The organism is Actinoplanes sp. NPDC048988 (assembly GCF_043197815.1).
Classification (GTDB): Bacteria; Actinomycetota; Actinomycetes; order Mycobacteriales; family Micromonosporaceae; genus Actinoplanes.
The window spans coordinates 243,838-264,445 of record NZ_JBICTW010000006.1; the positions used below are offsets into that span (position 1 = coordinate 243,838).

Sequence of the window (20,608 nt, forward strand, 5' to 3'; positions counted from 1 at the left end):
CGATCGTCAGGAGGAGGTCAGGTGGGCCGCGAACCGTTCGGCGATGTCGCGGTCGAGGGCGTCCGGCACCGGCTGCACGCCGTGCCCGACCGTGCCGGTGGCGATGGCGGCGAGCGACGCCGCCTGCAGCGTCAGACCGAGATCCATGGCCTCGATCGGGTTGCCGCCGGCCGCGACCAGGTTGATCATCCGGGTCTCGGCCAGCACGACGACGCGGCGGCCGTCGGCGAGCCGGTGCTCCCGGTGGTAGGCCCCGGTGTCCGGGCCGGGCGTGCCGAGCAGCCCCAGATCCACCTCGTCGCCGCGGTGGCCGACGCCGGCCAGGACCACGCCGTCGCGCAGAAGCTCGATCTGCGCCGGCCCGAGCACGCCCGGCCTTCCGGTGGCGAGGAAGATCAGGTCGGCGCCGGGAAGCAGATCCTCCGCCGGCCCGGTGCCGTGCCCTTCGAGGGCGGCTTCGAGGCTGCGGTACGGGTCGACCTCGGCCACCGACACCCGCGCCCCGAGCAGGCGCAACGTCTGCGCCACCCCACGACCGCACGGGCCGTGGCCGACGACCACGGCGTTCGCGCCCGGCAGCATGCGGTTGGTGGCGTTCATGAAGCCCTGCACCACGCTCTGCCCCACCCCGAAGCGGTTCTCGACCAGCTGCTTGAGCGGGCTGTCATTGATCACCACCACGGGGAAGGGGACGCCGGCGTGGCCGCCCTCCCGCAGCCGAAGCCCGCCGGTGGTGGTCTCCTCGGTGCCGCCCCGGAACTGCCGGGGGACGCCCCGGGCGAGAAGGCCCAGCGTCAGGTCGGCCCCGTTGTCCAGCAGCAGATCCGGCTCGAGGTCGAGGATCCGGTCGACCTGCGGATCGTCGCCGGAGGCGTACACCTCGACGCCGATCGCCCGCAGGGCCGCGGCCACCTCGGGCTTGGTCGTGCCCGGCGAGCCGGTCAGGCGCACGTGGGCGCCGGCCCGGACGAGGAGAGTGGCCAGCACGGCGGTCTTCGGTTCGATATGAAGGCACATTCCCACACGTACGCCGGCGAACGCCGCCCCGGACCGGCTCATGGTCTCGTGCAGCAGGGGCATGTGGGCGGCCGCCCAGCGGACAGCCGGGTGTTCGTACGAGGACAGCAAGGACTCAGAAATCATGTCGGTTGTCTTCCATTCGTCGGCGGGCAAAGAAAAGGGCCAGCCGCTTCTACTGGTAGAAGTCCATGCGGTACGAGTGGTCACCGAACACGGCCCGGCGCCGCAGAGGGCGCACGCCGGGCGTCGAAGTCATGCGGCGATGGTAGCGGAGGTCCGGCCATGTACGAAGACCCGTTCGAGACGAGCGAGCGGGCGGCGCTGCGGGAAGCGATGGCGTCGTTCGTGAGCAAGGAAGTCACACCCCACCTGGGCGAGTGGGAGCGGGCCGGTGAGATACCGCGCGAGCTCCACCGGCGGGCCGCGGCGGCGGGTCTCTACGGCATCGGGTTCCCCGAAGAGCACGGCGGTGACGGCGGTGACACCGTCGATGTGGTGGTGGCGACCGAGGCGTTCCTGGAGGCCGGTGGCTCGTCGGGATGCCACGCGGCGCTGTTCACGCACGGGATCGCGCTGCCGCACATCGTGGCTTCCTCCGACCGCGGGCTGATCGACCGGTTCGTGCGGCCGGCGCTGGAAGGCTCGAAGATAGCCGCGCTGGGCATCACCGAGCCGGAAGCCGGGTCGGATGTCGCCGCGCTGCGGACCACGGCAGTGCGGGACGGGGATTTCTATGTGGTGAACGGGGCGAAGATGTTCATCACCTCGGGGTCGCGGGCGGATTTCGTGACAACCGCGGTGCGTACGGGCGGTCCCGGCGCCTCGGGCATCAGCCTGTTGGTCGTGGAGAAGGGCACGCCGGGTTTCACGGTGTCGCGGCGGCTCGACAAGATGGGGTGGCTCTGTTCGGACACGGCGGAACTGTCGTTCGCGGATTGCCGGGTGCCGGCGGGCAATCTGATCGGCGACGGATTCTCGCTGATCGCTCAGGTGTTCGTGCCGGAGCGGATCGTGGTGGCCGTTCACGCGTACTCGATAGCGCAGCGATGCCTTGATCTGAGCGTGGAACATGCGCGGAACCGGTCGACGTTCGGCAAGCCGCTCGCCGCGCGGCAGGTGGTGCGGCACAAGCTCGTGCAGATGAGGCAGCGCATCGAACTGGCCCGGACCTATACGCGGCAGGTGGCGCTGCGGCACGCGGCCGGCGACATGGTCGTGGGCGAGGCCTGCCTGGCCAAGAACGCCGCCGTGGACGCCTGCAAATACGTGGTCGACGAGGCGGTCCAACTCCACGGCGGCATGGGCTACATGCGCGAGTCAGAAGTCGAGCGCCACTACCGCGACGCGCGAGTCCTGGGAATCGGCGGCGGGGCCAGCGAGGTGATGGCCGACCTCGCCGCCAGACTCTTCGGGTACAGCGGTTAGTCGTCGCTGTACTTCTTCACCGTCGCGGTGATGAGAGACCCCGACTCGACCGTGGAACCCGGCTTGAGATCCTGCCCGAGCACGACCCAATTCGCGTCGATCACCGGCAGGCGGTGCGCTCCGGTGGCATCCTTGGCCGGAGCGACGACGAGACCGGCCGCGCGCCACAAGTCCTGTGCGGACTGGTAGTCCAGTCCTACGCCCTTGGGCACCTTGACCTTGGCTGGGGCTGCTTTTGTGGTGGCCGCCTTTGTCGGGACCGCTTTCGTGGTGGCCGGAGCGGCCGCCGGGGCGGAAGTACGCAGCTCCGCGGGCTGGGCGGGAACAGCGGATGTCGTCGCTGTCGCTGCCGGCGTGGCCTGTTGAGCTGACGCCTGCGCGGCGGCGCCCTGCGCGTATCCATCCGCGAAACTATCCTTGGCATCGCCGCTGGAAACTGCGGCGATCACAGTGCCGCCGACGCAGAGGATGAGCACGGCGCCTACGCCACCGAGAATCCATGGCAGCTTGCTGCGCCTCTTCTGTGGCGGCACCTACCAGGAGGGCGGGGGCTGCTCATGATGGGGCGAAGGATAGGACACGAGTTCTCCTGGAAGCGACCGGGCGTTGCGAGCCGTATTGAATCGGTTTTGGCGACGCTCAGTCGGGGCTTCGCGTCCGCCGGTCCCAACTTAGTGCGGGATCGGGACCGGCGGTGTCGGTCGTTCGGAGCCGTTTCTAACCGTATGGGTTGAAGGGGATGCCGGACGGCTTGGCGGCGTTCAGCAGGTATTCGAAGGAGCCTTCCTTGATTTTGATGGTGGCGGAGCCGAAATTGGCGGTCATCAGTTTGTCGCGCAGGGTCAGACTCGGATATCCGTTCCAGTCGACGAGGGCCGGGTAGCGCCAATTGTGGTAGTGGTTCTCCGGCGGCTCGTCGTTGCCGTTGGCCAGCCGGAAGAAGTGGGTGGAGGCGCCGTCCTTGTGGTAGACGACCTTCGGGTGGCTGCCGTCGAACCGTACCTGGGAACGGGTGTAGGTCACCTGCGAACTGTGCTGGGTCGTGGTGACGTACTCGACCTGATCTGACGTTTGGCTGACCCAGGAAATCACGTGTTCCCAGTCGTGGCGGTGGCCGCCGAGGCCGCTGCCGGCGACGGCCTGGTCCTTTTCGAAATAGCTGGCGTAGACGATGGCGCACCAGCCGTTGTTGCATTTCGAGCGGGCGTACGTCTGGGAATTGTCGAGGTCCCATTGGTCGCGGCAGGAACCGTTGACGGCGCCGGTGGTGTTGAGGCCGCCGTTGAGCGTGCCGTCGGGGCCGATGGCGGGGACGGCGTAGCAGCCGTCGGTGTCGTAGTCGTACGCGGGGGAGAACGACTGCTCGTATCCGCCGGCGTTCTGGGGGAGGTTGTGGGGAGGGTCGGCCAGGGCGGGGGAGGCCGCGACCAGGACCATGAGGGCGGCGAGGCCGGAGACGGCCCCGAGGCGTACAAGGCGCATGGCTGATCTTCGCGGTTTCGATTTAAAAGCGTCAATAGATGGGCCGTGAACACATGGCGGCGGCCGGGTCCTTAGGCTGGAGGCATGAAGGTTCTGTCCATCCAGTCGGCGGTCGCCTGGGGTCACGTCGGCAATTCGGCGGCCGTGTTCCCGCTGCAGCGCATCGGCGTCGAGGTCGTGCCCGTCTATACGGTCAATTTCTCCAACCACACGGGGTACGGGGCGTGGCGTGGCCCGCTGATCCCGCCCACCGACGTGGCGGAGGTGCTGCTGGGCGTCGAGGAGCGGGGCGTGTTCCCGCAGATCGACGCGGTGCTGTCGGGCTACCAGGGCGGAGTCGGCATCGGCGACGTGATCGTCGACGCGGTGCGCCGGGTGAAGGAGGCCAACCCGGCGGCGGTCTACGCGTGCGACCCGGTCATGGGAAACGCGAAGTCGGGCTGCTTCGTGGCCCCGGAGATCCCCGAGCTGCTGCGCGACCGGGTGGTGCCGGTGGCCGACATCATCACGCCGAACCAGTTCGAGCTGGGCTTCCTGACGGGCACCGAGCCGGCGAGCATCGAGTCGACGCTGGAGTCGGCCGACCTGGCCCGCGAGATGGGCCCGTCGACGGTGCTGGTGACGAGCGTGGAACGGCCGGACCGCCCCGAGGGCACGATCGAGATGCTGGTCGTCGACCCGGCCGGTGCGTGGCTGGTGAACACGCCGCACCTGCCGTTCAAGGCGAACGGGTCGGGCGACGTGACGGCGGCGTTGTTCACCGCGCATTACGTGGCCACCAAGGACGCGGCGGTGGCACTGGAGCGTACGGCGTCAAGCGTCTTTGATTTGATCGAGACGACGTATCGCTCCGGCCAGCGCGAATTGCAGCTGATCGAGGCGCAGGAGTTCTACGCCAACCCGCGGATGCAATTCAAGGCCGAGCGGGTCCGCTGATTCGCCGTCCGGGCGCCGACGCGCCCGGACGGTCAGCTGATTCAGTCAATTCGTGTCGGCTTCGACGAGGGCGGGCCGCCGCCGCAGAAGCTCGGCGCGTTCCCCTTCCGGGATCGTCATCGACTCGGCCAGAACGGCGGCCAGCGCATCCACGTCTGAGCTCTCGACGTCGCGCGGGAAAAGCCACCGGATGTTATCGTCGCGGGTGATCAGGTCGATCGTGAAACGGCCGTCCTTGCCCGCCGGGGCCGTGCTCCGCACATATCGCACTTGGTCGAGTGGGATGTCCTGGCGGAGCTCGCCCTGCTCGAGGAACGCGGTCGCCTTGGCGGTGATGACGCGGCGATCCGTGACGGCGACCAGATCCCTGTCCGCCATTTTGTCCTTGGCGCCGCCCAGCATCCCCTTGGCCCCGCTGACGATCGACGAGATCGAACCGGCGCCGTCGAGCTGATCGGGGAAGCCGAGAACCCGTACCGTCTCGCCGTCCTCCAGGAACCAGCGGAGAATGCGCAGGCTCTTCCCGTGGTCCAGCGCCCGGGATGCGCAGACGATCTCGGGAACGTCGAGCGGAGGAATCGGCGGGTGAAGAGCGTCGGCAAGAGGTTCGAGCGCCTCGAGAAGACGGGCCGAGGTTTGCCGGGTCGCGTTCGAGTCCTTTCGCATTCCCGGCAACGCCAATGTGTCGCGGCCGGGTAGCTCGGCGACAATGCGAAGCTCACGCGTCAGCGCGTCGACGACCCTCGTCGTCTCGGCGAGCGCGGACTTGAGCTCTTCGCCGGTGTCGCGTGCGATGGCTTCCACGAGCAGAGCCTCGGCCGCGTCCTCGGCACCCGCGGCTCTCGCACGCCCGGCGTGGAGCGCCTGATGCCCGGTCCACGCTTTGACGGACGAGAGCAGAGCATGGGCGTCGAAGAGGATCGCCTCGGCGTTCGTCTCGAGGTACTCACGGCGAGCCCGTCGATCGAGCCGGTGGATCTGGCGGATGTGGCTGTCCACGTTCAGCCGGTACAGATCACGCTGCTTGCGAAGTGCGGCCTCGCTGCCCGCGATGCTGTCCCACAGGGAGGCGGGCACAGACTCGATTTCCCGCGCTTTGTCGATGGCGCGATCGATGCTGGCAACGAGAGCTGTCAATTCGGCCCACTGCTCGTGGCGAATGGTCGTGAGTACTTGACTGGTCAGTGCGATGTTCGTTCGCGTGAGGCCGGTGGGTCACCGCGGATGACCTCCGGCTTGCTCGAAAGCGGGCCGGAGGGGCACGCCCCAGGTGTCGATGGTGATGCCGCTGATCGTTGTGGTGGCTCGGCGGTCGTCCGCGGACGGATAGACCAGCGCCGCGTACTTTGTTCCGAGCCGGTGGGCGTAAGTGAAAAGCTGATAGATCTCGTCGGTTGAGGGCGATTGCCGCCACGGCCGGTATTTGGCGTCGTACACGCCGGTCGGCCGGCCCTTTTCCAGCACGACGAAATCGGCGCGGGCGGTCGGGCCGGGGCCGTCGTCGGTCAGCGGGATCCGGTGTTGCGGGGACACCACAGAACCGGGACTGCGGTCCGTCAACCATTGCTCGACGTAGTTCTCCCAAATCCTGGTCATGGTGAAGAGGACGCTCACGCCGGAGACGCCGGCTCCCGTGGGCAGAGTCGTCCGGTCGTCCAGGATCAGGCGCGCCAGGTCGAGTGTTCCGCGGTAGCGGGCCGGCGCGGCGTGTTCCGGCAGGGGCCCGGACGTGTCCCCGATGCCGCGGAACACGGGCACCAGGCCGCGCAGGCGGGCGGTCACGCTCTCGTCCTGGAGCGGAAGGGTGCCCAGGCGGCGGAGCGCGGTCGCCACCAGCCGATTGGCGGGCACGTCGGCGGTCAGCCGGTTCGCCACCGTGGCCAGGCGGTCCGGGCGGCCGGCGTGCCGCTTGAGGTGGACGGCCGGCATGGGCACCCCGGGGTAGGGCGGCCGGCTGAACGACTGCCGCTGATAGGCCTTGACCAGCCCCTGCCCGGCGATGAGCTCGGCCTGACGCACGAAGGCCAGCGCGATGAGATCCATCAAGCTGTGACCGCCGAGACCGGGCGCGGCCGTCTCCTCGAGAAGGAGGGGCCGGCGGCCGTACAGCAGCAGGTTCGCCAGGTCGTGAAACGGGAACCGGCATCCGAGGTCGACGACCCGGCCGCTGCCCAGCACGAAGCGTCCCACGTACGGGCCCGGCTGTATCTCGTACCGTCCGGGAACCATCGTCGGCGCCAGGCGCTCGATGACCCGGGGCCGCTCGCCGTGCCGCGATCCCCGCGCCATCTGGGCGAGCTCGCCCGCCTCGGCGGCCGTCAGGTCGGCGGTCGTCGTGGCGTACTCGATCAGCTCGAGCACATCAGGTCAGCTCCCCGATGAGGGCGCGCACGTCCGCGTCCAGCCTGGACAGCTCGGCGGGCCGCTCGAACCAGTACTCGGCGAGGTAGGGGCGGAGCTGGTAGGCCCAGACACGCTCGGCGGCGGCCGCGTCGAGAGCTTCGGTCATCCAGTACGAGTGGCCGGGGCTCACCGGCGCGTCCGGTCCGACCCGGTCGCGGATCAACCGGAACACCCCGAGGGCGAGTTCGGCGTTGTCCATCGAACGGCTCTGCGCCCAGTTGGCCAGCACGGTCTCGTCGGGCAGCAGGGGAAAGGCGTTGAACCGGCGGCGCAACGCGAAGTCCAGCATGGCCAGACTGCGGTCGGCGGTGTTCATCGTGCCCAGGAGGAACACGTTGCGCGGCACCGACACACGCCGTTGCGAGTACGGCAGCCGCACCTCGGCCCCGCGATACTCCAGCAGGTACAGCAACTCGCCGAACACCGCGGCGAGATCGGCCCGGTTCAGCTCGTCGATGATCATGACAAAGGTCTGGTCGGGTGCCTTGGCGGCCCGCTGACACAGCTGCAGAAAGACCCCGTCCCGTACGGCGTAACGCAGCCCCGTCTGGCTCTCGTCGGGCCGCAGGCCCTCGATGAAATCCTCGTACGAGTAAGCCGGATGGAACTGGGTCAGCTCGATGTGGTCCGGCGAACTCGCGAGATGGCGGGCGAGAAGCCGCGCCACGTGGGTCTTGCCGGTGCCGGGCGGCCCGTGGAAGACGGCCTGCCGCATGCCGATGGTCAGCGCCTCCACCCACCGGTCCACCTGCTCGACCGGAAGGTAACCGCGCGCGGCGACCTCCTCGGTGGTGAACCCGCCGGACAGCGCCACCTCTTCGGCCGGGCCGGTCTCGGGCGTGGCGGCCCGCTTGATGGCGGTGAGGACGGCGTCGGCTTCCTGGGGTACGACGCCGTGCCGCTCCCGCCAGGCCCGCAGGTCGGTGCAGAAGCGGTCGTAGTCCTCCGGGCTGCGCGCCTTGTAGCGGGCGCCGGTCACCTCGGCGAGACCGGACATCGTGGCGTTCATGCAGATGCCGAAGCGCTCGGGGTCACGCAGGTAGAGCAGGAAACTGGGCAGCGACGAGCCGGCGTGCGCGAAGAGCGGCCGGTTGCCGTAGATGGCGCCCAGCGTGGCCACGGCCTCGTCGATCGGCTCCGACCACAGCCGGTCGAGCATGTGGTTGAAGGTGGCGGGGTCGCTGCCCAGCTTGCTCATGATCGCCCCGGTGAACCCGGGCGTGAACCGGTCGTACCGGTCCTGCCCGGCCTTGGCATGCCGGTTGATCAGGCGGCCGAGGGCCACGATCCGCTCGGCGTCGAACTGCCCGCGGTTCTCCTCGATGTATCGCCGAACCGCATCCTCGGCGGCAACCCGCGCCGGCACGAACTCCGGCCCGAAATTCCCGCGAACGTCATCGACCACCGCGGCGGTCTCGCTGTCGAGCATGCCCGCAGTTCTAGCAGACAGCCACACGATGACGAGCGTTGGTCAGCGAGGCCGCGGCCGATGACCCGACCTGTCAGGGAAGGGAGCCGAGCCAGAGACGGGCTTCCCGGTACGCCTCGAGGCTGGACTCTCCGATCACCTCGGTTGCCGCGAAGACGCGTACCCCGTCAATTCTTTCGACCGTCCGATTGCGGCGCAGCTGACGCAGCACGGCCGGGTCGACGCCGGTCAGGTAGAGGCGGCCGCCGGCGTCGGCCAGCCGCGACGCGTAGTCGGACAGGACGGCGAACGCGGTGGCGCCGAGCATGGCGCGGCCGCGCAGCCGGAGGACGACGACCGGTTGTTCGGCATCCGCGGGATCGGGCAGACGCGCTTGGAGGGTACGGGCGCCCGCGTAGAACAGGCTTCCGTAGACGTCCAGCATCGTGACCTCCCGGGACTCCAGCCGTCGCGGCGCCGTCTGTTCGACGAAGGCGCCGTCGTCGCGCGGCGTCAGGCGTACCACCCGCAAGTCCGCCGCCTCACGGTTGAGCTGCATGAGCAGGGACAGCGCGACCCCGACCCCGACGGCGGCGGCCACCGGCAGGAACAGCGTGGCGACGAAGGTCGCGAGCACGGCGATCCGCGAGATGGCGCCGGTGCGGACGATGGCCCGCAGGTCGGCGGCCCGGAAAGCGCCGATCGCGGCGACGATGAGCACGGCGGCCAGGGTCGACATGACCACGGCGCCGACCAGGCCGGAGAAGAGCAGCAGCAGTACGGCCATCCACAGGCCCGAGAAAACGGCGGCCCAACGGTCGGCGGCGCCGGCGGCCACGTTGAGCGCGGTACGGCCGACCGAACCGCCCACCGGCTGGCCGCGGAACAGCCCGGCGAGCAGGTTGCCCACGCCCTGAGCGAGGAAGTCACGGTTCGGGTCGGCTCGCGTCCGGTCCGGGTTGGGGGCCGACTCGCTGACCCCGGCCCCCTGCACCAGGACGACGAGGGCGACCGCGAACGCGCCGGCGAGCAGGCTGAAGGAAAAGTCCGAGAGCTTGGGCAGTACGGGCGTCGGCAGCCCACCTGGAATGGCGCCGACCACGGGCACGTCAGCGTGCAGGACCGCGACGGCGACGCTGGGTACGATCAGCGTCACCAGCGTCGAGTAGGCCGCGAACCGGGTACGCCGGAAAGCCACGAGCACCACCAGGGCGAACAGCCCGGCCAGCAGAGCGCCGATGTTCACCCGGCCGAGATGCCGCAGCAGATCCCACGCCTTGGCCAGGGCGAACGGCCCGGTCGCGGCGGCGCCGGCAAGAACCGGAAGCTGCGCCAGAACGATGTTGACGGCCACCCCCGACAGAAAACCGATCATGACCGAGTGGGGTACGAAGCGCAGGTACCGCCCGAGCCGGAACAGCCCGGCCAGAACCATCAGAGCCCCGGCCAGCAGGGTCAACATGAAAAGCGCCCGAGGGCGGTCGGCGCCGGGAACATCGGCCAGCGCGGAACCGGCGGCGACGGCCGCGGCACTGGTCGTCGTGATGACCATGAGCCGGCTCCCCGCCGTGAGGCCACCGCCGACCGGTCCGAAGATGCTGGCGTACAGCCCGAAGACCGGATTCACACCGGCCAGAACGCTGGCCGCCATGCCGTCGGGCACACCGCTGACGGCACCGGTCAGCCCGGCCACCACATCCCGGCGAACCGAACTGCGCCGGGGCACCGTTCGACGCACCCAGCGCCCGACCCGGCCGGTGATCGCCACGCCCGTGATTGTCAGCGCCCCTCCCCGCCCGGACATCACGCGGAACGGATGAGACGCGGCCGGGAGCATGGGCTGGGCGCGCGGAGGACCTTGCTTGCTGGTAGACAAGTGTCCATGTCGGAAGCGAACGAAGATCAGCGGGCGTTGTTCGGGCAGTCGACCGCGGTCTTCGCGTCGCTGGCCGGGCCGGAGCATGTGGTGGAGACGGCGAGTGCCGCATTCAGGGAAAGCCCAGGTCTCCGTGAGCGGCTGGACCGGGTCTATCGCACCGGCGACCCCCTGACGTTACGCGATGTCCAGGTTGAGGAGGCGTCGTTCGATTTCACCCTCGAACCGCGGCGGAACGCGGACGGTGAAGTGATCGGCGTTCATCTGATCGGGGTGGAGACCACTCAGGTCAAGCAGGCCCAGCGGCTGATGGCCGAACACCGGGCCCTGCTGGAGCAGATCGCCCGGCAGGCGCCGCTGGCCGACGTGCTCGACGGGATGGCCCGCAGCATCGAAGAGCTCGCGCCGCACGAGGTGGTGGTCTCCGTGCTGCTCGCCGACCCTGACGGGCGGCATCTCCGGCACGGCGCGGCGCCCAGTCTGCCGGATTTCTACAACGAGGCCATCGACGGGATCGCCACCGGCGAAGGGGTGGGTTCCTGCGGCACCGCGGCTCACCGGCGGGAGCCGGTGATCGTCACCGACATCGCGGCCGACCCGTTCTGGGACGACTTTCGGGAACTGGCCGGGCGGGCCGGTCTGGCTGCCTGCTGGTCCACGCCGATCCTGGCTCGCGACGGTGACCTGCTCGGCACCTTCGCCATGTATCACCGGGTCCCGCGCGTGCCGCGGGAGGCGGACCTCGCTCTCGCCCGCGTCTTCGCCGGCACCGCCGCCCTGGCCATCGAACGCCACCGGGCCGAAGCGCGCGCTCAGGCGGCCAACGACGAACTGGCCGAGGCGGCGCGGGAAGCCGATGAGCGTGCCACCGCGGCGGCCGAGCTCGCCGCGCGGCTGAAAGCGGCGGCCGCCGCGCAGGCGGCCGCGCCTCACCCCGAGCACTGCCAGCTCGGTGGCGCCCAGCCGTGCGCCGCCCCAGCCGAGATCAAACTCGCCGATTCCTGGGGCGACGCGGCGTGGGGCTGCCCCGACCACGTCGAAGAGGCGATCATCAACGTGCGTTCCGTCTTCATCGCCAGCGAGGAACTGGGCGGCCTGGCCGCCTACCTGAACCGCACCTGACCGCCCGCGCCGACAACCCGATCAAGCCGCGAGCGTCCCCTCACAGGCCGAGCGCGGTCCCGGCTCGCCCGGGTGGCGGCCGAGGTGCCGGGCGCGGCCGAGGTGCCGGGCGCGGCCGAGGTGCCGGGCGCGGCGAGGTGGCCGGCGTGGCGGGCGTGGCGGGATGGCGGGCGTGGCGGGGTGGCGGGCGTGGCGGGGTGGCGGGCGTGGCGGGGCGAGGTGCCGGACGTGGCCGCGGTGGCAGGCGTGGCGGGGTGGCGGGCGTGGCGCGGCGAGGTGCCGGACGTGGCCGCGGTGGCAGGCGTAGCGGGGTGGCGGGCGTGGCGGGGCGAGGTGGCGGGCGTGGCGGGACGAGGTGTAGCGGGCGTGGCCGAGGTGGCGGGCCTTTGACGACGTGGCCACCGCCGGCGCCGAGCAGGCCTTCACCGAGGAGGGCGTCGCGGACCGGGCGGTGGCCGCCTTCGACCTTGACCAGGAGTTACCGAGGGTCAAGGGCAGCCGCTTTCAGCGCTGGGTCTACTTCACAGGATCGAGGAGCGCCCGCCACAACGGCCACGCCGCCCTGATCCGCGAGCGCATGGACGGGGTCACCGGCTGATCCGAGGTCGAGGGCCTTGCGGAGGATAGCCAGCGCCCCAAGCGCCGGGCGCGCGGTCGGGGTTCGCGCGGGATGGTGCCGAGCTGGCGCGGGGCGGGGCCGGGCGCCAGCTCGGGTGTGGGCTCAGTCGGTGCCGGACTCCATGGCGGCCTGGTCGAGGAGGGTGTCTTCGGTGGGTGCCTCGGCGCCGCGGGAGGCGATTTCCTCGGCGCCGCCGGCGGGGAGGGCGCCTACCAGGCCCTGGGGGCTGCCGACCATGCCCAGCAGGGCGTACTGCTCGAGCTTGGCTCGGGAGTCGGCGATGTCGAGGTTGCGCATGGTCAGCTGGCCGATGCGGTCGGCGGGGGCGAACGCCGGCGTGTCGGTTCGCTCCATCGACAGCTTGTCGGGGTGGTAGCTGAAGGCCGGGCCGGTGGTGTCGAGCACCGAGTAGTCGTCGCCGCGGCGCAGGCGCAGGGTGACCTCGCCGGTCACGGCGTTGCCGACCCAGCGCTGCAGGGACTCGCGGAGCATGAGCGCCTGCGGGTCGAGCCAGCGGCCCTCGTACATGAGGCGGCCCAGCTTGCGGCCTTCGGTGTGGTAGCTCGCCAGCGTGTCCTCGTTGTGGATGGCGTTGACCAGGCGCTCGTACGCGATGTGCAGCAGCGCCATGCCGGGCGCCTCGTAGATGCCCCGGCTCTTGGCTTCGATGATCCGGTTCTCGATCTGGTCGGACATGCCCAGGCCGTGGCGGCCGCCGATCGCGTTCACCTCGAGCACCAGGTCGACCGGGGAGCCGAACTCTTTGCCGTTGACCGTGACCGGCCGGCCCTCGACGAAGCCGATGGTGACGTCTTCGGCCGCGATCGCCACCGACGGGTCCCAGAAGCGGACGCCCATGATCGGGTCGACGATCTCGATGCCGGTGTCGAGGTGCTCGAGGGACTTGGCCTCGTGGGTGGCGCCCCAGATGTTGGCGTCGGTCGAGTACGCCTTCTCGGTGGAGTCACGGTAGGGCAGGTCGTGGGCGAGCAGCCACTCGCTCATCTCCTTGCGCCCGCCGAGCTCGGTGACGAAGTCTTTGTCGAGCCACGGCTTGTAGATGCGCAGCGACGGGTTGGCCAGGAGACCGTACCGATAGAAGCGCTCGATGTCGTTGCCCTTGAACGTCGAGCCGTCGCCCCAGATCTGCACCTGGTCGGAGAGCATGGCCCGGACGAGCAGGGTGCCGGTGACGGCCCGGCCCAGCGGTGTGGTGTTGAAGTACGTCTTGCCGCCGGAGCGAATGTGGAACGCGCCGCAGGCCAGGGCGGCCAGCCCTTCCTCGACGAGGGCGGACCGGCAGTCCACCAGGCGGGCGACCTCGGCGCCGTAGGTGAGGGCGCGATCGGGCACGGAGGTCACGTCGGGCTCGTCGTACTGGCCGATCTCGGCGGTGTACGCGCAGGGCACGGCGCCCTTTTCACGCATCCACGCGACCGCGACCGACGTGTCGAGGCCACCGGAGAAGGCGATGCCGACCCGCTGGCCGACCGGGAGAGAGGACAGTACCTTGGTCACGGGCTAGATTATGCACGCTCCCGCATTTTCATGCAAAGCGCACCGCCCGGGCCATCAGCGATACCCCCGGAAGAGACTGCACGGGCAGGAAGCGCTCAGTGACGATGACCGCGCTCAGGGCGGCGTTCACCAGCGGGTTCATCTTGCGCAGATCGCTGGTGGTGGACCTCTTGCGGGTGTACGCCGCGCCGGGGCGCAGCAGCACGTTCCAGCTCCAGAGCCGTTCGACGCGGAGGCCGCCGTTCTCCAGGACCGTGCGCAGGGTGTCGCGCGTGTAGCGGCGGAGGTGCCCGACCGCCACGTCGTGCGCGGACCACAGCTTCATGTCGCACGGAACGGTGATCAGCGCGCTGCCGCCGGGGCGCAGGACCCGGCGCATTTCGGCGACAACCCGCTCGTCATCGTCAATGTGCTCGAGAACGTCGAATGCGACGACAAGGTCCACCGATGCGGAACTGAAGGGGAGATGCCGGCCATCTCCGCGCACGGTGGTCAATGCGCGTTTCCGGGCGGCCACGGCACCGTCGTGACCGTATTCGACGGCGATCGGCGACCAGCCGTGTTTCTGCAGGACGCGGGTGTTCCCGCCGCCCGCGGCGCCGATGTCCAGGGCCTTGGACGGGGGCCCGGGCAGGCGGCGCAGGTTGCGGGCGAGAAGGGCCCGCCTTTCCCGGTACCACCAATGCCGATCTTCCAGAGCGACCAGTTTCTGAATTTCGGTGCTGTCCACCACGACATGCTAAAACGGTGAGCCGCCCGCCGTTCCGAAAACGGTTCCAAACACAACCGAACATAGATTGTCATCTTGTATCAGCGTATTGACAGGAAGAAGGGAATGTTGCGAGTGTGCGTCCATCATGTTTCGTGTTTGACTTTGTTCAGGCGGTCATATGTCACGCAAGATCTCTCGGGCGTTCCTGGCCGTGGCCCTCGTCGCCGGCGCCGCGGTCGCGGTGGGCGAGCCCGCGCTGGCCGGCGACACCTCGTGCGCCACCACCGGCTCGGTCGACTATGGATTCGATCTGGCCGGCGGCGGCTGGAAGTTCACCACCGGCGACGACCCGGCCTTCTCGGCCGCCGGGTTCGACGACGCCGCGTGGAAATCGTGGAGCGTGCCCGACAACTGGAACAATGAGGCCGATCTCAAGAATTACGACGGCTTCGCGTGGTATCGCAAGACCTTCACGCTGCCGGCGCGCCCGTCCGGCGTCACCGATTCGGCGGTCATGGCCACCCTCGGCCAGATCGACGACGCCGACCAGACGTTCCTCAACGGCACCGAAATCGGCCGGACCGGCGGATTCCCGCCCGATTTCGATTCCACCTGGGAAGTGCCGCGCGAGTATTACCCGGCCGACGGCCTGTTGCATTGGGGCGGCGCCAACACCATCGCGGTCCGGGTGTACGACGGAACCGGCGGCGGTGGTTTCTACGCCGGGCCGGTCGGCCTTTACACCAAGGCCCATTTCCGCGGGGGCAAAGCGGCGACGAAGAGCCAATTGGCGTACGCCTGCGCGCTGCTCACCAAGCAACACCGGGCCCTCGCCGCGGGCGACCTGCGGGCGTACGCGTCGACCCTGGCCAAGGATTTCTTCCATCAGGGCGACACCGCGGCCCGCCGGCTGTCCGAGATCAGGGCCCGGGGCCGGAACGTCACGCTGACCGACGCCCAGGCCGAGGTCTTCGTCGACGACCGGGGCCGCATCGTGGTCGACACGCTCCGGAGCTGGGCGGCCGGCGAGCCGCCCACCCGCGAACTGCTGCACTTCGACCCGCGCAGAGGCGTCGAACTCGGCGACCAGTCCCGCTTCTTCCGTGACAGCTACGTCTCGACCGCGATGAACAAGCGGGTGCAGTTCAACGTGTACCTGCCGGCGAGCTACACCCGTACGACAGCCAAGCGTTTCCCGGTCGTCTACATGCTCAACGGGTTCAACGGCAGCAACATCGAGTGGGAGGCCCGCAACATGGGCACCGTCCTCGACAAGCTGATCAAGGACAAGGGCCTGGCCGAGATGATCGTGATCTTCCCGGACGGCGGCAGCGGCTGGTACGTCGACACCTCGGCCGGCAACTACCGGTCGATGATCGTCAAGGAGGTGCTGCCGATGGTCGACCGGGTCTACCGCACGATTCCCGATCGGGAGCACCGCGGCCTCACCGGCGTGTCGATGGGCGGGCAGGGCGCCTTCACGCTCGGCCTCACCCACCCGGAGCTGTTCAGCTCGATCGCCAGCCACATCGGCGCCCTGAGCCTGGCTCCGCTGGTCGGCACGGCCGAGGAGCGCGCCGCCAACGCCCACCTGCAGCCGATCAAGCTCGTGCAGTCGATGACGGCGGCCGAGCTCAACCGGCACACCTACTACTTCGACGGCGGCGATTCCGACGAGTACGGGTTCGGCACGGCGGCCCGGAACATGAGCGTGGCCCTGGCCTCGAAGGGCGTGAAGCACGACTACCAGCTCGGCCCCGGCAACCACGCGGACTCGTACTGGATGCCGAAGCTGGATCGTTCCTTCGCCCTGCACAGCGAGCAGTTCAGGAGCTGAACAACACCGCGCAGTCGACGGCGCGCCGCCACCTCTGGTATTCGGCGGCGCGCCGGCCGGCGTCCATGGCCGAGAGCCACCGGCCGGCCCGGTGCCGGTTGTTGCGCAGGTCCTGCAGGTCGGACCAGTATCCGACGGCCAGCCCGGCCGCGTAGGCGGCGCCGAGCGACACGGTCTCGGCGACCATCGGCCGGACGACCGGCACGTCGAGCACGTCGGCCACGATCTGCATGAGCAGGTTGTCGGAGGTCATGCCGCCGTCCACGTTGAGGGCGGTCAGCGCGAGCCCGGAGTCGGCGTTCATCGCGTCGACCACCTCGCGGGTCTGCCAGCCGGTGGCCTCGAGCACGGCCCGGGCCAGATGACCCTTGGTGATGTACGAGGTGAGGCCCACGATCACGCCGCGCGCCTCGCTCCGCCAGCGCGGCGCGAACAGCCCGGAGAAGGCGGGCACGATGTAGCAGCCGCCGTTGTCGGCGACGGTGCCGGCCAGGGTCTCGATCTCCGACGCGGTGCCGATCAGCCCGAGCCCGTCGCGCACCCACTGCACCAGCGATCCGGCGATGGCGATGGACCCTTCCAGGGCGTACGCGACGGGCTCGTTCCCGATCCGGTAGCCGACCGTGGTGAGCAGCCCGTGCGTGGAACGGACCGGTGTGGCGCCGGTGTTCATGAGCAGAAAACCGCCGGTTCCGTACGTGCATTTGACGTCGCCGGGCGCGAAGCACGTCTGCCCGAAGAGCGCGGCCTGCTGATCGCCCATGGCCGCCGCGATGGGCACCCCGGGCAGCACCGAGTCGGCGGCCCCGTAGACCTCGGACGAGGAGCGAATCTCCGGCAGCATCGCGTGTGGGATCGTGCACACATCGACGAGCGAGGCGTCCCAGCGCAGCGTCGTCAGGTCCATCAGCATCGTGCGGCTGGCGTTGGTGACGTCGGTGAGGTGGTGCTTGCCGCCGGTCAGGTTCCAGATCAGCCAGCTGTCCATCGTCCCGAACAGCACCTCGCCCTTCTCGGCGCGCTCCCGCAGCCCCGGCGTGTGGTCGAGCAGCCAGCGCACCTTGGGCGCGGAGAAGTAGGTGGCCGGCGGCAGGCCCGTCCTCTCCCGGACGAAGTCCGCGTCGAGAGCGGAGACGAGTTCCGAGGTGCGGGTGTCCTGCCAGACGATCGCCGGCGCCACCGGCACCCCGGTCTTCCGGTCCCACACCACGACGGTCTCGCGCTGGTTGGCGATGCCGATCGCGGCCACCTGGGCGGGCCCGATCCCGGCCGAGGCCATCACCCGCTTGATGAGTTTCTGGGTGTCCCGCCAGATCCGCGCCGCGTCGTGCTCGACCCACCCGGGCCGGGGATAACTCTGCGGATGCTCGGCCCGCGCGACCGCGACGACGGTCGCCCGCCGGTCGAAGAGAATGCACCGGGTCGAGGTGGTGCCCTGATCGATCGCGAGGATCATGGGCGCCCACTCAGATCCCGGGAGATCGACTCGGCGGTGGCGCGCACCTGCTCGACGAGGGCCGCGCGGGGGCGCAGCCGCGAGTCGCAGACGCGCTCGACCGGGCCGTAGATGCCGATCGCGCCCACCACCAGGCCGCCGATGCCCCGGGTCGGCGCCGCTATGCCCGCCCGGCCCGGCTCCCATTCCTCGACCGCGTACCCCCAGCCCTGGCGGCGGATCTCGGCCAGGGCGGCGGTGAGGTCCCGCCGATGGGTCAAGGTCTTGCGGGTGTACGGGTCGAGGCCGCCCCGGACCACGGCGTCGGCGGCCGGGGCGTCGTACGCCAGGAGGACCTTGCCCAGCGACGTCGCGTGCGCCGGAACGACCAGCCCGATCTCCATGGTCTGCGTGGTGTCGTCCGGGCGGAAGACGTGGTGGACGACCTTGACCGCCGCGCCGTCCAGGACGCCGATGCGCACCGACTCGACCGTGCGGGAGGCCAGGGCGTCGGCCCAGTCCAGGGCCCGGGAGCGCAACTCGTTCACGTCGAGGCCGCCCCGGCCCAGCTCGAGCAGGCCCCGGCCGAGCCGGTAGCGGGCGGTCCGCGGGTCCTGCTCGGCGAAGCCGATGTGTTCCAGGGTCCGCAGGATGCTGTGCGCTGTCGACTTGGGCAGACCCAGCGCGTCGGCGATCTCCTTGACCCGCAGACGGTCGGGACCGGCCGCCAGCAGGCGTAACACGGCCGACGACCGCTCGACGGACTGAATCATGCCGGGCACGTGCGCCATTGTCACACGGGCCCGGGTCAGGACGGCGTGACCAGCCGGGTCTCGAAGGCCACGACCACCGCCTGGACCCGGTCGCGGAGGCCGAGCTTGGCCAGCACCCGGGCCACGTGGGTCTTCACCGTCGCCTCGGACAGGAACAGGCGGCCGGCGATCTCGACGTTGCTCAGGCCCTGCGCGACCAGGGTCAGCACCTCGCGCTCGCGCGGTGTCAGAGCGGCCAGGTCGCGGTGCGGGAGGGCGTCGCGGGGCGCCGGCGTGGTGAACCGTTCGACCAGGCGCCGGGTGATGCCCGGGGCGAGCAGCGCGTCGCCGTCGCGGACGATGCGCACCGCGGCGACCAGGTACTCCGGGGTGACGTCCTTCAGCAGGAAGCCGCTCGCGCCCATGCCCAGGGCCGAGTAGACGTAGTTGTCGAGGTCGAACGTGGTCAGCATGATGACCCGGGGCGGTGCGGCGACGGCCAGGATGCGGCGGGTGGCCTCGAGCCCGTCCATCTCCGGCATCCGGATGTCCATGAGGACCACGTCGGGGCCGGTACGGCGGACCGCCTCGACCGCCTCGGCGCCGTTCTCGGCCTCGGCCACCACGTCGATGCCGTCCGCGGCCAGGATCATCCGGAAGCCGGCCCGCACGAGCGCCTGATCGTCGGCGATCACCACCCGTAACGGCACTGCGCTCATGGGGTCTCCAGCGGTAGTCGGGCCTGGACGCGGTAACCGCCGGTCAGGCGGGCCGCCGCCTGGAGGGTGCCGCCGTAGACGGCGAGTCGTTCCCGCAGGCCGGCCAGCCCACGGCCGGTGGACCGGGCCGATTCCGGGGTCGGCCGGCCGCCGGTGTCGGTGACCGTGATCCGCAGGCCGTCCGGCGCGTACGCGACGTCGACCGTGGCGCTGGCGCCGGCCGCATGCTTCACCGTGTTGGTGAGCGCCTCCTGCACGACGCGGTACGCCGCGAGTTCCAGGCCGGCCGGCAGCGGGTACTTCTCGCCGCTGGTGGTGACCGTGACGTCGACGCCGGCGTCGCGGACCCGGTCGATCAGCGGCGGAAGCTGGGCCAGGCCGGGCTGCGGGGCGAGGTCGTCCTCGTCGTCGGCCGCGGACAGCAGGCCCATCACCCCACGGAGCTCGCCGAGCGCGGCCCGGCCGCCCTCCTCGACCGCGAGCAGCGCGTCGCGGGCCGCCTCGGGCGCGTTGTCGAGGACCTTCCGGGCGGCTCCGGCCTGGATGACCATCATGGACACGTTGTGCGTGACGATGTCGTGCAGCTCGCGGGCGATCCGGGCCCGTTCCTGCCGGGCGGCCTCCCGCAGCGCGTCGGCGCGTTCCTGGCGCAGCCGGTCGGCCCGTTCCCGCCAGGTGCGCATGCCGTTGACGGCCAGCCCGATGGGCAGCAGCACCAGGAACGGTACCCAGGCCACCGGCACGATCGGCACCGCCAGGTCGGGGAACGAGCTGTACAGCAGCGCCGCCACCGGCAGCGTGGCCAGGGCCCACATCCGGTAGGGGCTGTACGCGGCGGCGGTGTAGGCGGCGATCACGCAGGCGTAGAAGGAGACGCGCAGGATGTCGGTGCTCGGCTCGACGCCGTGCAGCGACAGCACAGTGATGCCGAGGATGACCGAGAGGGTGGCCAGCGGATAGCGGCGCCGCAGGAGCAACGGCAGGATCGCGGCGATGGCGATCCAGCCCGGGCTCTGGGGGTCGCGAAGATCATTCTCGTACGGGGTGACCGGAGCCCCGTGCGAGGGTGGGATGTCCGGGAGATCAGGAAGATCCGGTGGCGGCACCATCATCGCCACGTCGTTCGTGGTGTCGAACAGGTGCTCGGTGATGTTGGTGCCGCCGAGCGCCACCGCGACGAACACCACGACGAGCAGCGCGTCGAAGACCCAGTTGCGGCGGGTCATCCGCGGCTGCGGGCCGGAGCGGCGCAGGGCCCGCGCGAGCAGGAGCGGCATCCGCTCATTGTGTCGGGGCGGGCCGGCCGTACGCATCCACCTCCGGACTACGCCGCGAGGATGACCC

General features: G+C 70.1%; 19 protein-coding genes. 6 read left to right on the plus strand and 13 right to left on the minus strand.

Translation table 11 applies throughout. From position 1 onward, the window contains the following. Window positions 1-6: 6 nt before the first annotated feature. Complete coding sequence (locus ACGFJ7_RS21740; protein WP_360256357.1) at window positions 7-1,143, minus strand: adenosylhomocysteinase; 1,137 nt, start codon at window positions 1,141-1,143, stop codon at window positions 7-9. 159 nt (window positions 1,144-1,302) lie between these two features. Between ACGFJ7_RS21740 and ACGFJ7_RS21745 the strand changes: the two genes are divergently transcribed. Then, window positions 1,303-2,445 (plus strand): acyl-CoA dehydrogenase family protein, encoded by a 1,143-nt coding sequence (locus tag ACGFJ7_RS21745; protein WP_392643399.1) that lies wholly within the window; start codon window positions 1,303-1,305, stop codon window positions 2,443-2,445. On the opposite strand, the gene ACGFJ7_RS21750 is transcribed toward ACGFJ7_RS21745, so the two are convergent. Both ACGFJ7_RS21750 and ACGFJ7_RS21755 read right to left on the minus strand, forming a co-directional pair. Continuing rightward, window positions 2,442-2,978 carry a hypothetical protein gene (locus tag ACGFJ7_RS21750; RefSeq protein ID WP_392643401.1) on the minus strand — a complete coding sequence of 179 codons (537 nt, stop codon included), beginning with the start codon at window positions 2,976-2,978 and terminating at the stop codon, window positions 2,442-2,444. The genes ACGFJ7_RS21745 and ACGFJ7_RS21750 overlap by 4 nt on opposite strands. A 184-nt stretch (window positions 2,979-3,162) precedes the next feature. Then, entirely contained in the window at window positions 3,163-3,927 is a 765-nt protein-coding gene (locus ACGFJ7_RS21755; RefSeq protein WP_392643403.1) for an NPP1 family protein, read from the minus strand. Between the two features lie 84 nt (window positions 3,928-4,011). On the opposite strand from ACGFJ7_RS21755, the gene pdxY reads away from it, so the two are divergent. Further along, complete coding sequence (gene pdxY, locus ACGFJ7_RS21760) at window positions 4,012-4,863, plus strand: pyridoxal kinase PdxY (protein ID WP_360256366.1); 852 nt, start codon at window positions 4,012-4,014, stop codon at window positions 4,861-4,863. Window positions 4,864-4,908: 45 nt separating this feature from the next. Here pdxY and ACGFJ7_RS21765 read toward each other — a convergent pair whose 3' ends face one another. The 4 genes from ACGFJ7_RS21765 to ACGFJ7_RS21780 form a co-directional block, all read right to left on the minus strand. Next, window positions 4,909-5,940, minus strand: a complete 1,032-nt coding sequence (locus ACGFJ7_RS21765) for a hypothetical protein (protein ID WP_392643405.1) — start codon at window positions 5,938-5,940, stop codon at window positions 4,909-4,911. 138 nt (window positions 5,941-6,078) lie between these two features. Beyond that, a complete protein-coding gene (locus tag ACGFJ7_RS21770) occupies window positions 6,079-7,224 on the minus strand; it encodes a hypothetical protein (RefSeq protein ID WP_392643407.1) in 1,146 nt (381 codons plus the stop codon). 1 nt (window position 7,225) lies between these two features. Then, on the minus strand, window positions 7,226-8,695 hold the full coding sequence (locus ACGFJ7_RS21775; protein WP_392643408.1) for an McrB family protein: 1,470 nt from the start codon (window positions 8,693-8,695) through the stop codon (window positions 7,226-7,228). Between the two features lie 73 nt (window positions 8,696-8,768). After that, the gene (locus ACGFJ7_RS21780; RefSeq protein ID WP_392643410.1) at window positions 8,769-10,442 is read right to left on the minus strand and encodes a SulP family inorganic anion transporter; all 1,674 of its coding nucleotides are present in this window, start codon (window positions 10,440-10,442) and stop codon (window positions 8,769-8,771) included. 114 nt (window positions 10,443-10,556) lie between these two features. On the opposite strand from ACGFJ7_RS21780, the gene ACGFJ7_RS21785 reads away from it, so the two are divergent. From ACGFJ7_RS21785 to ACGFJ7_RS21795, 3 genes are all read left to right on the plus strand, one after another. Next, window positions 10,557-11,672: a GAF domain-containing protein gene (locus ACGFJ7_RS21785; RefSeq protein WP_392643411.1), complete on the plus strand. Its 1,116-nt coding sequence runs from the start codon at window positions 10,557-10,559 to the stop codon at window positions 11,670-11,672. A 72-nt stretch (window positions 11,673-11,744) separates the two neighbouring features. Further along, window positions 11,745-12,062, plus strand: coding sequence for a hypothetical protein (locus tag ACGFJ7_RS21790; RefSeq protein ID WP_392643412.1), 318 nt, complete (start codon window positions 11,745-11,747; stop codon window positions 12,060-12,062). A gap of 4 nt (window positions 12,063-12,066) precedes the next feature. Continuing rightward, window positions 12,067-12,270 carry a DUF664 domain-containing protein gene (locus tag ACGFJ7_RS21795; protein ID WP_392643414.1) on the plus strand — a complete coding sequence of 68 codons (204 nt, stop codon included), beginning with the start codon at window positions 12,067-12,069 and terminating at the stop codon, window positions 12,268-12,270. 123 nt (window positions 12,271-12,393) lie between these two features. Here the strand turns inward: ACGFJ7_RS21795 and argG are convergent, their stop codons facing one another. Beyond that, window positions 12,394-13,809 carry an argininosuccinate synthase gene (gene argG, locus ACGFJ7_RS21800; protein ID WP_360256380.1) on the minus strand — a complete coding sequence of 472 codons (1,416 nt, stop codon included), beginning with the start codon at window positions 13,807-13,809 and terminating at the stop codon, window positions 12,394-12,396. 28 nt (window positions 13,810-13,837) lie between these two features. Next, window positions 13,838-14,539, minus strand: coding sequence for a class I SAM-dependent methyltransferase (locus ACGFJ7_RS21805; RefSeq protein WP_360256382.1), 702 nt, complete (start codon window positions 14,537-14,539; stop codon window positions 13,838-13,840). A gap of 160 nt (window positions 14,540-14,699) precedes the next feature. On the opposite strand from ACGFJ7_RS21805, the gene ACGFJ7_RS21810 reads away from it, so the two are divergent. After that, window positions 14,700-16,358 (plus strand): alpha/beta hydrolase-fold protein, encoded by a 1,659-nt coding sequence (locus ACGFJ7_RS21810; protein ID WP_392643416.1) that lies wholly within the window; start codon window positions 14,700-14,702, stop codon window positions 16,356-16,358. Here the strand turns inward: ACGFJ7_RS21810 and glpK are convergent. The 4 genes from glpK to ACGFJ7_RS21830 are packed head-to-tail and all read right to left on the minus strand — an operon-like array spanning window position 16,348 to window position 20,541. Continuing rightward, window positions 16,348-17,814 carry a glycerol kinase GlpK gene (gene glpK, locus ACGFJ7_RS21815; RefSeq protein WP_392643418.1) on the minus strand — a complete coding sequence of 489 codons (1,467 nt, stop codon included), beginning with the start codon at window positions 17,812-17,814 and terminating at the stop codon, window positions 16,348-16,350. The genes ACGFJ7_RS21810 and glpK overlap by 11 nt on opposite strands. Beyond that, window positions 17,811-18,575, minus strand: a complete 765-nt coding sequence (locus tag ACGFJ7_RS21820) for an IclR family transcriptional regulator (protein ID WP_360256389.1) — start codon at window positions 18,573-18,575, stop codon at window positions 17,811-17,813. Before ACGFJ7_RS21820 ends, glpK begins: the two co-directional genes overlap by 4 nt. Window positions 18,576-18,601: 26 nt before the next feature. Next, a complete protein-coding gene (locus ACGFJ7_RS21825; protein ID WP_360256393.1) occupies window positions 18,602-19,264 on the minus strand; it encodes a response regulator transcription factor in 663 nt (220 codons plus the stop codon). Then, on the minus strand, window positions 19,261-20,541 hold the full coding sequence (locus ACGFJ7_RS21830) for a sensor histidine kinase (protein ID WP_392643420.1): 1,281 nt from the start codon (window positions 20,539-20,541) through the stop codon (window positions 19,261-19,263). The genes ACGFJ7_RS21825 and ACGFJ7_RS21830 overlap by 4 nt, the downstream gene beginning before the upstream one ends. Window positions 20,542-20,608 lie beyond the last annotated feature (67 nt).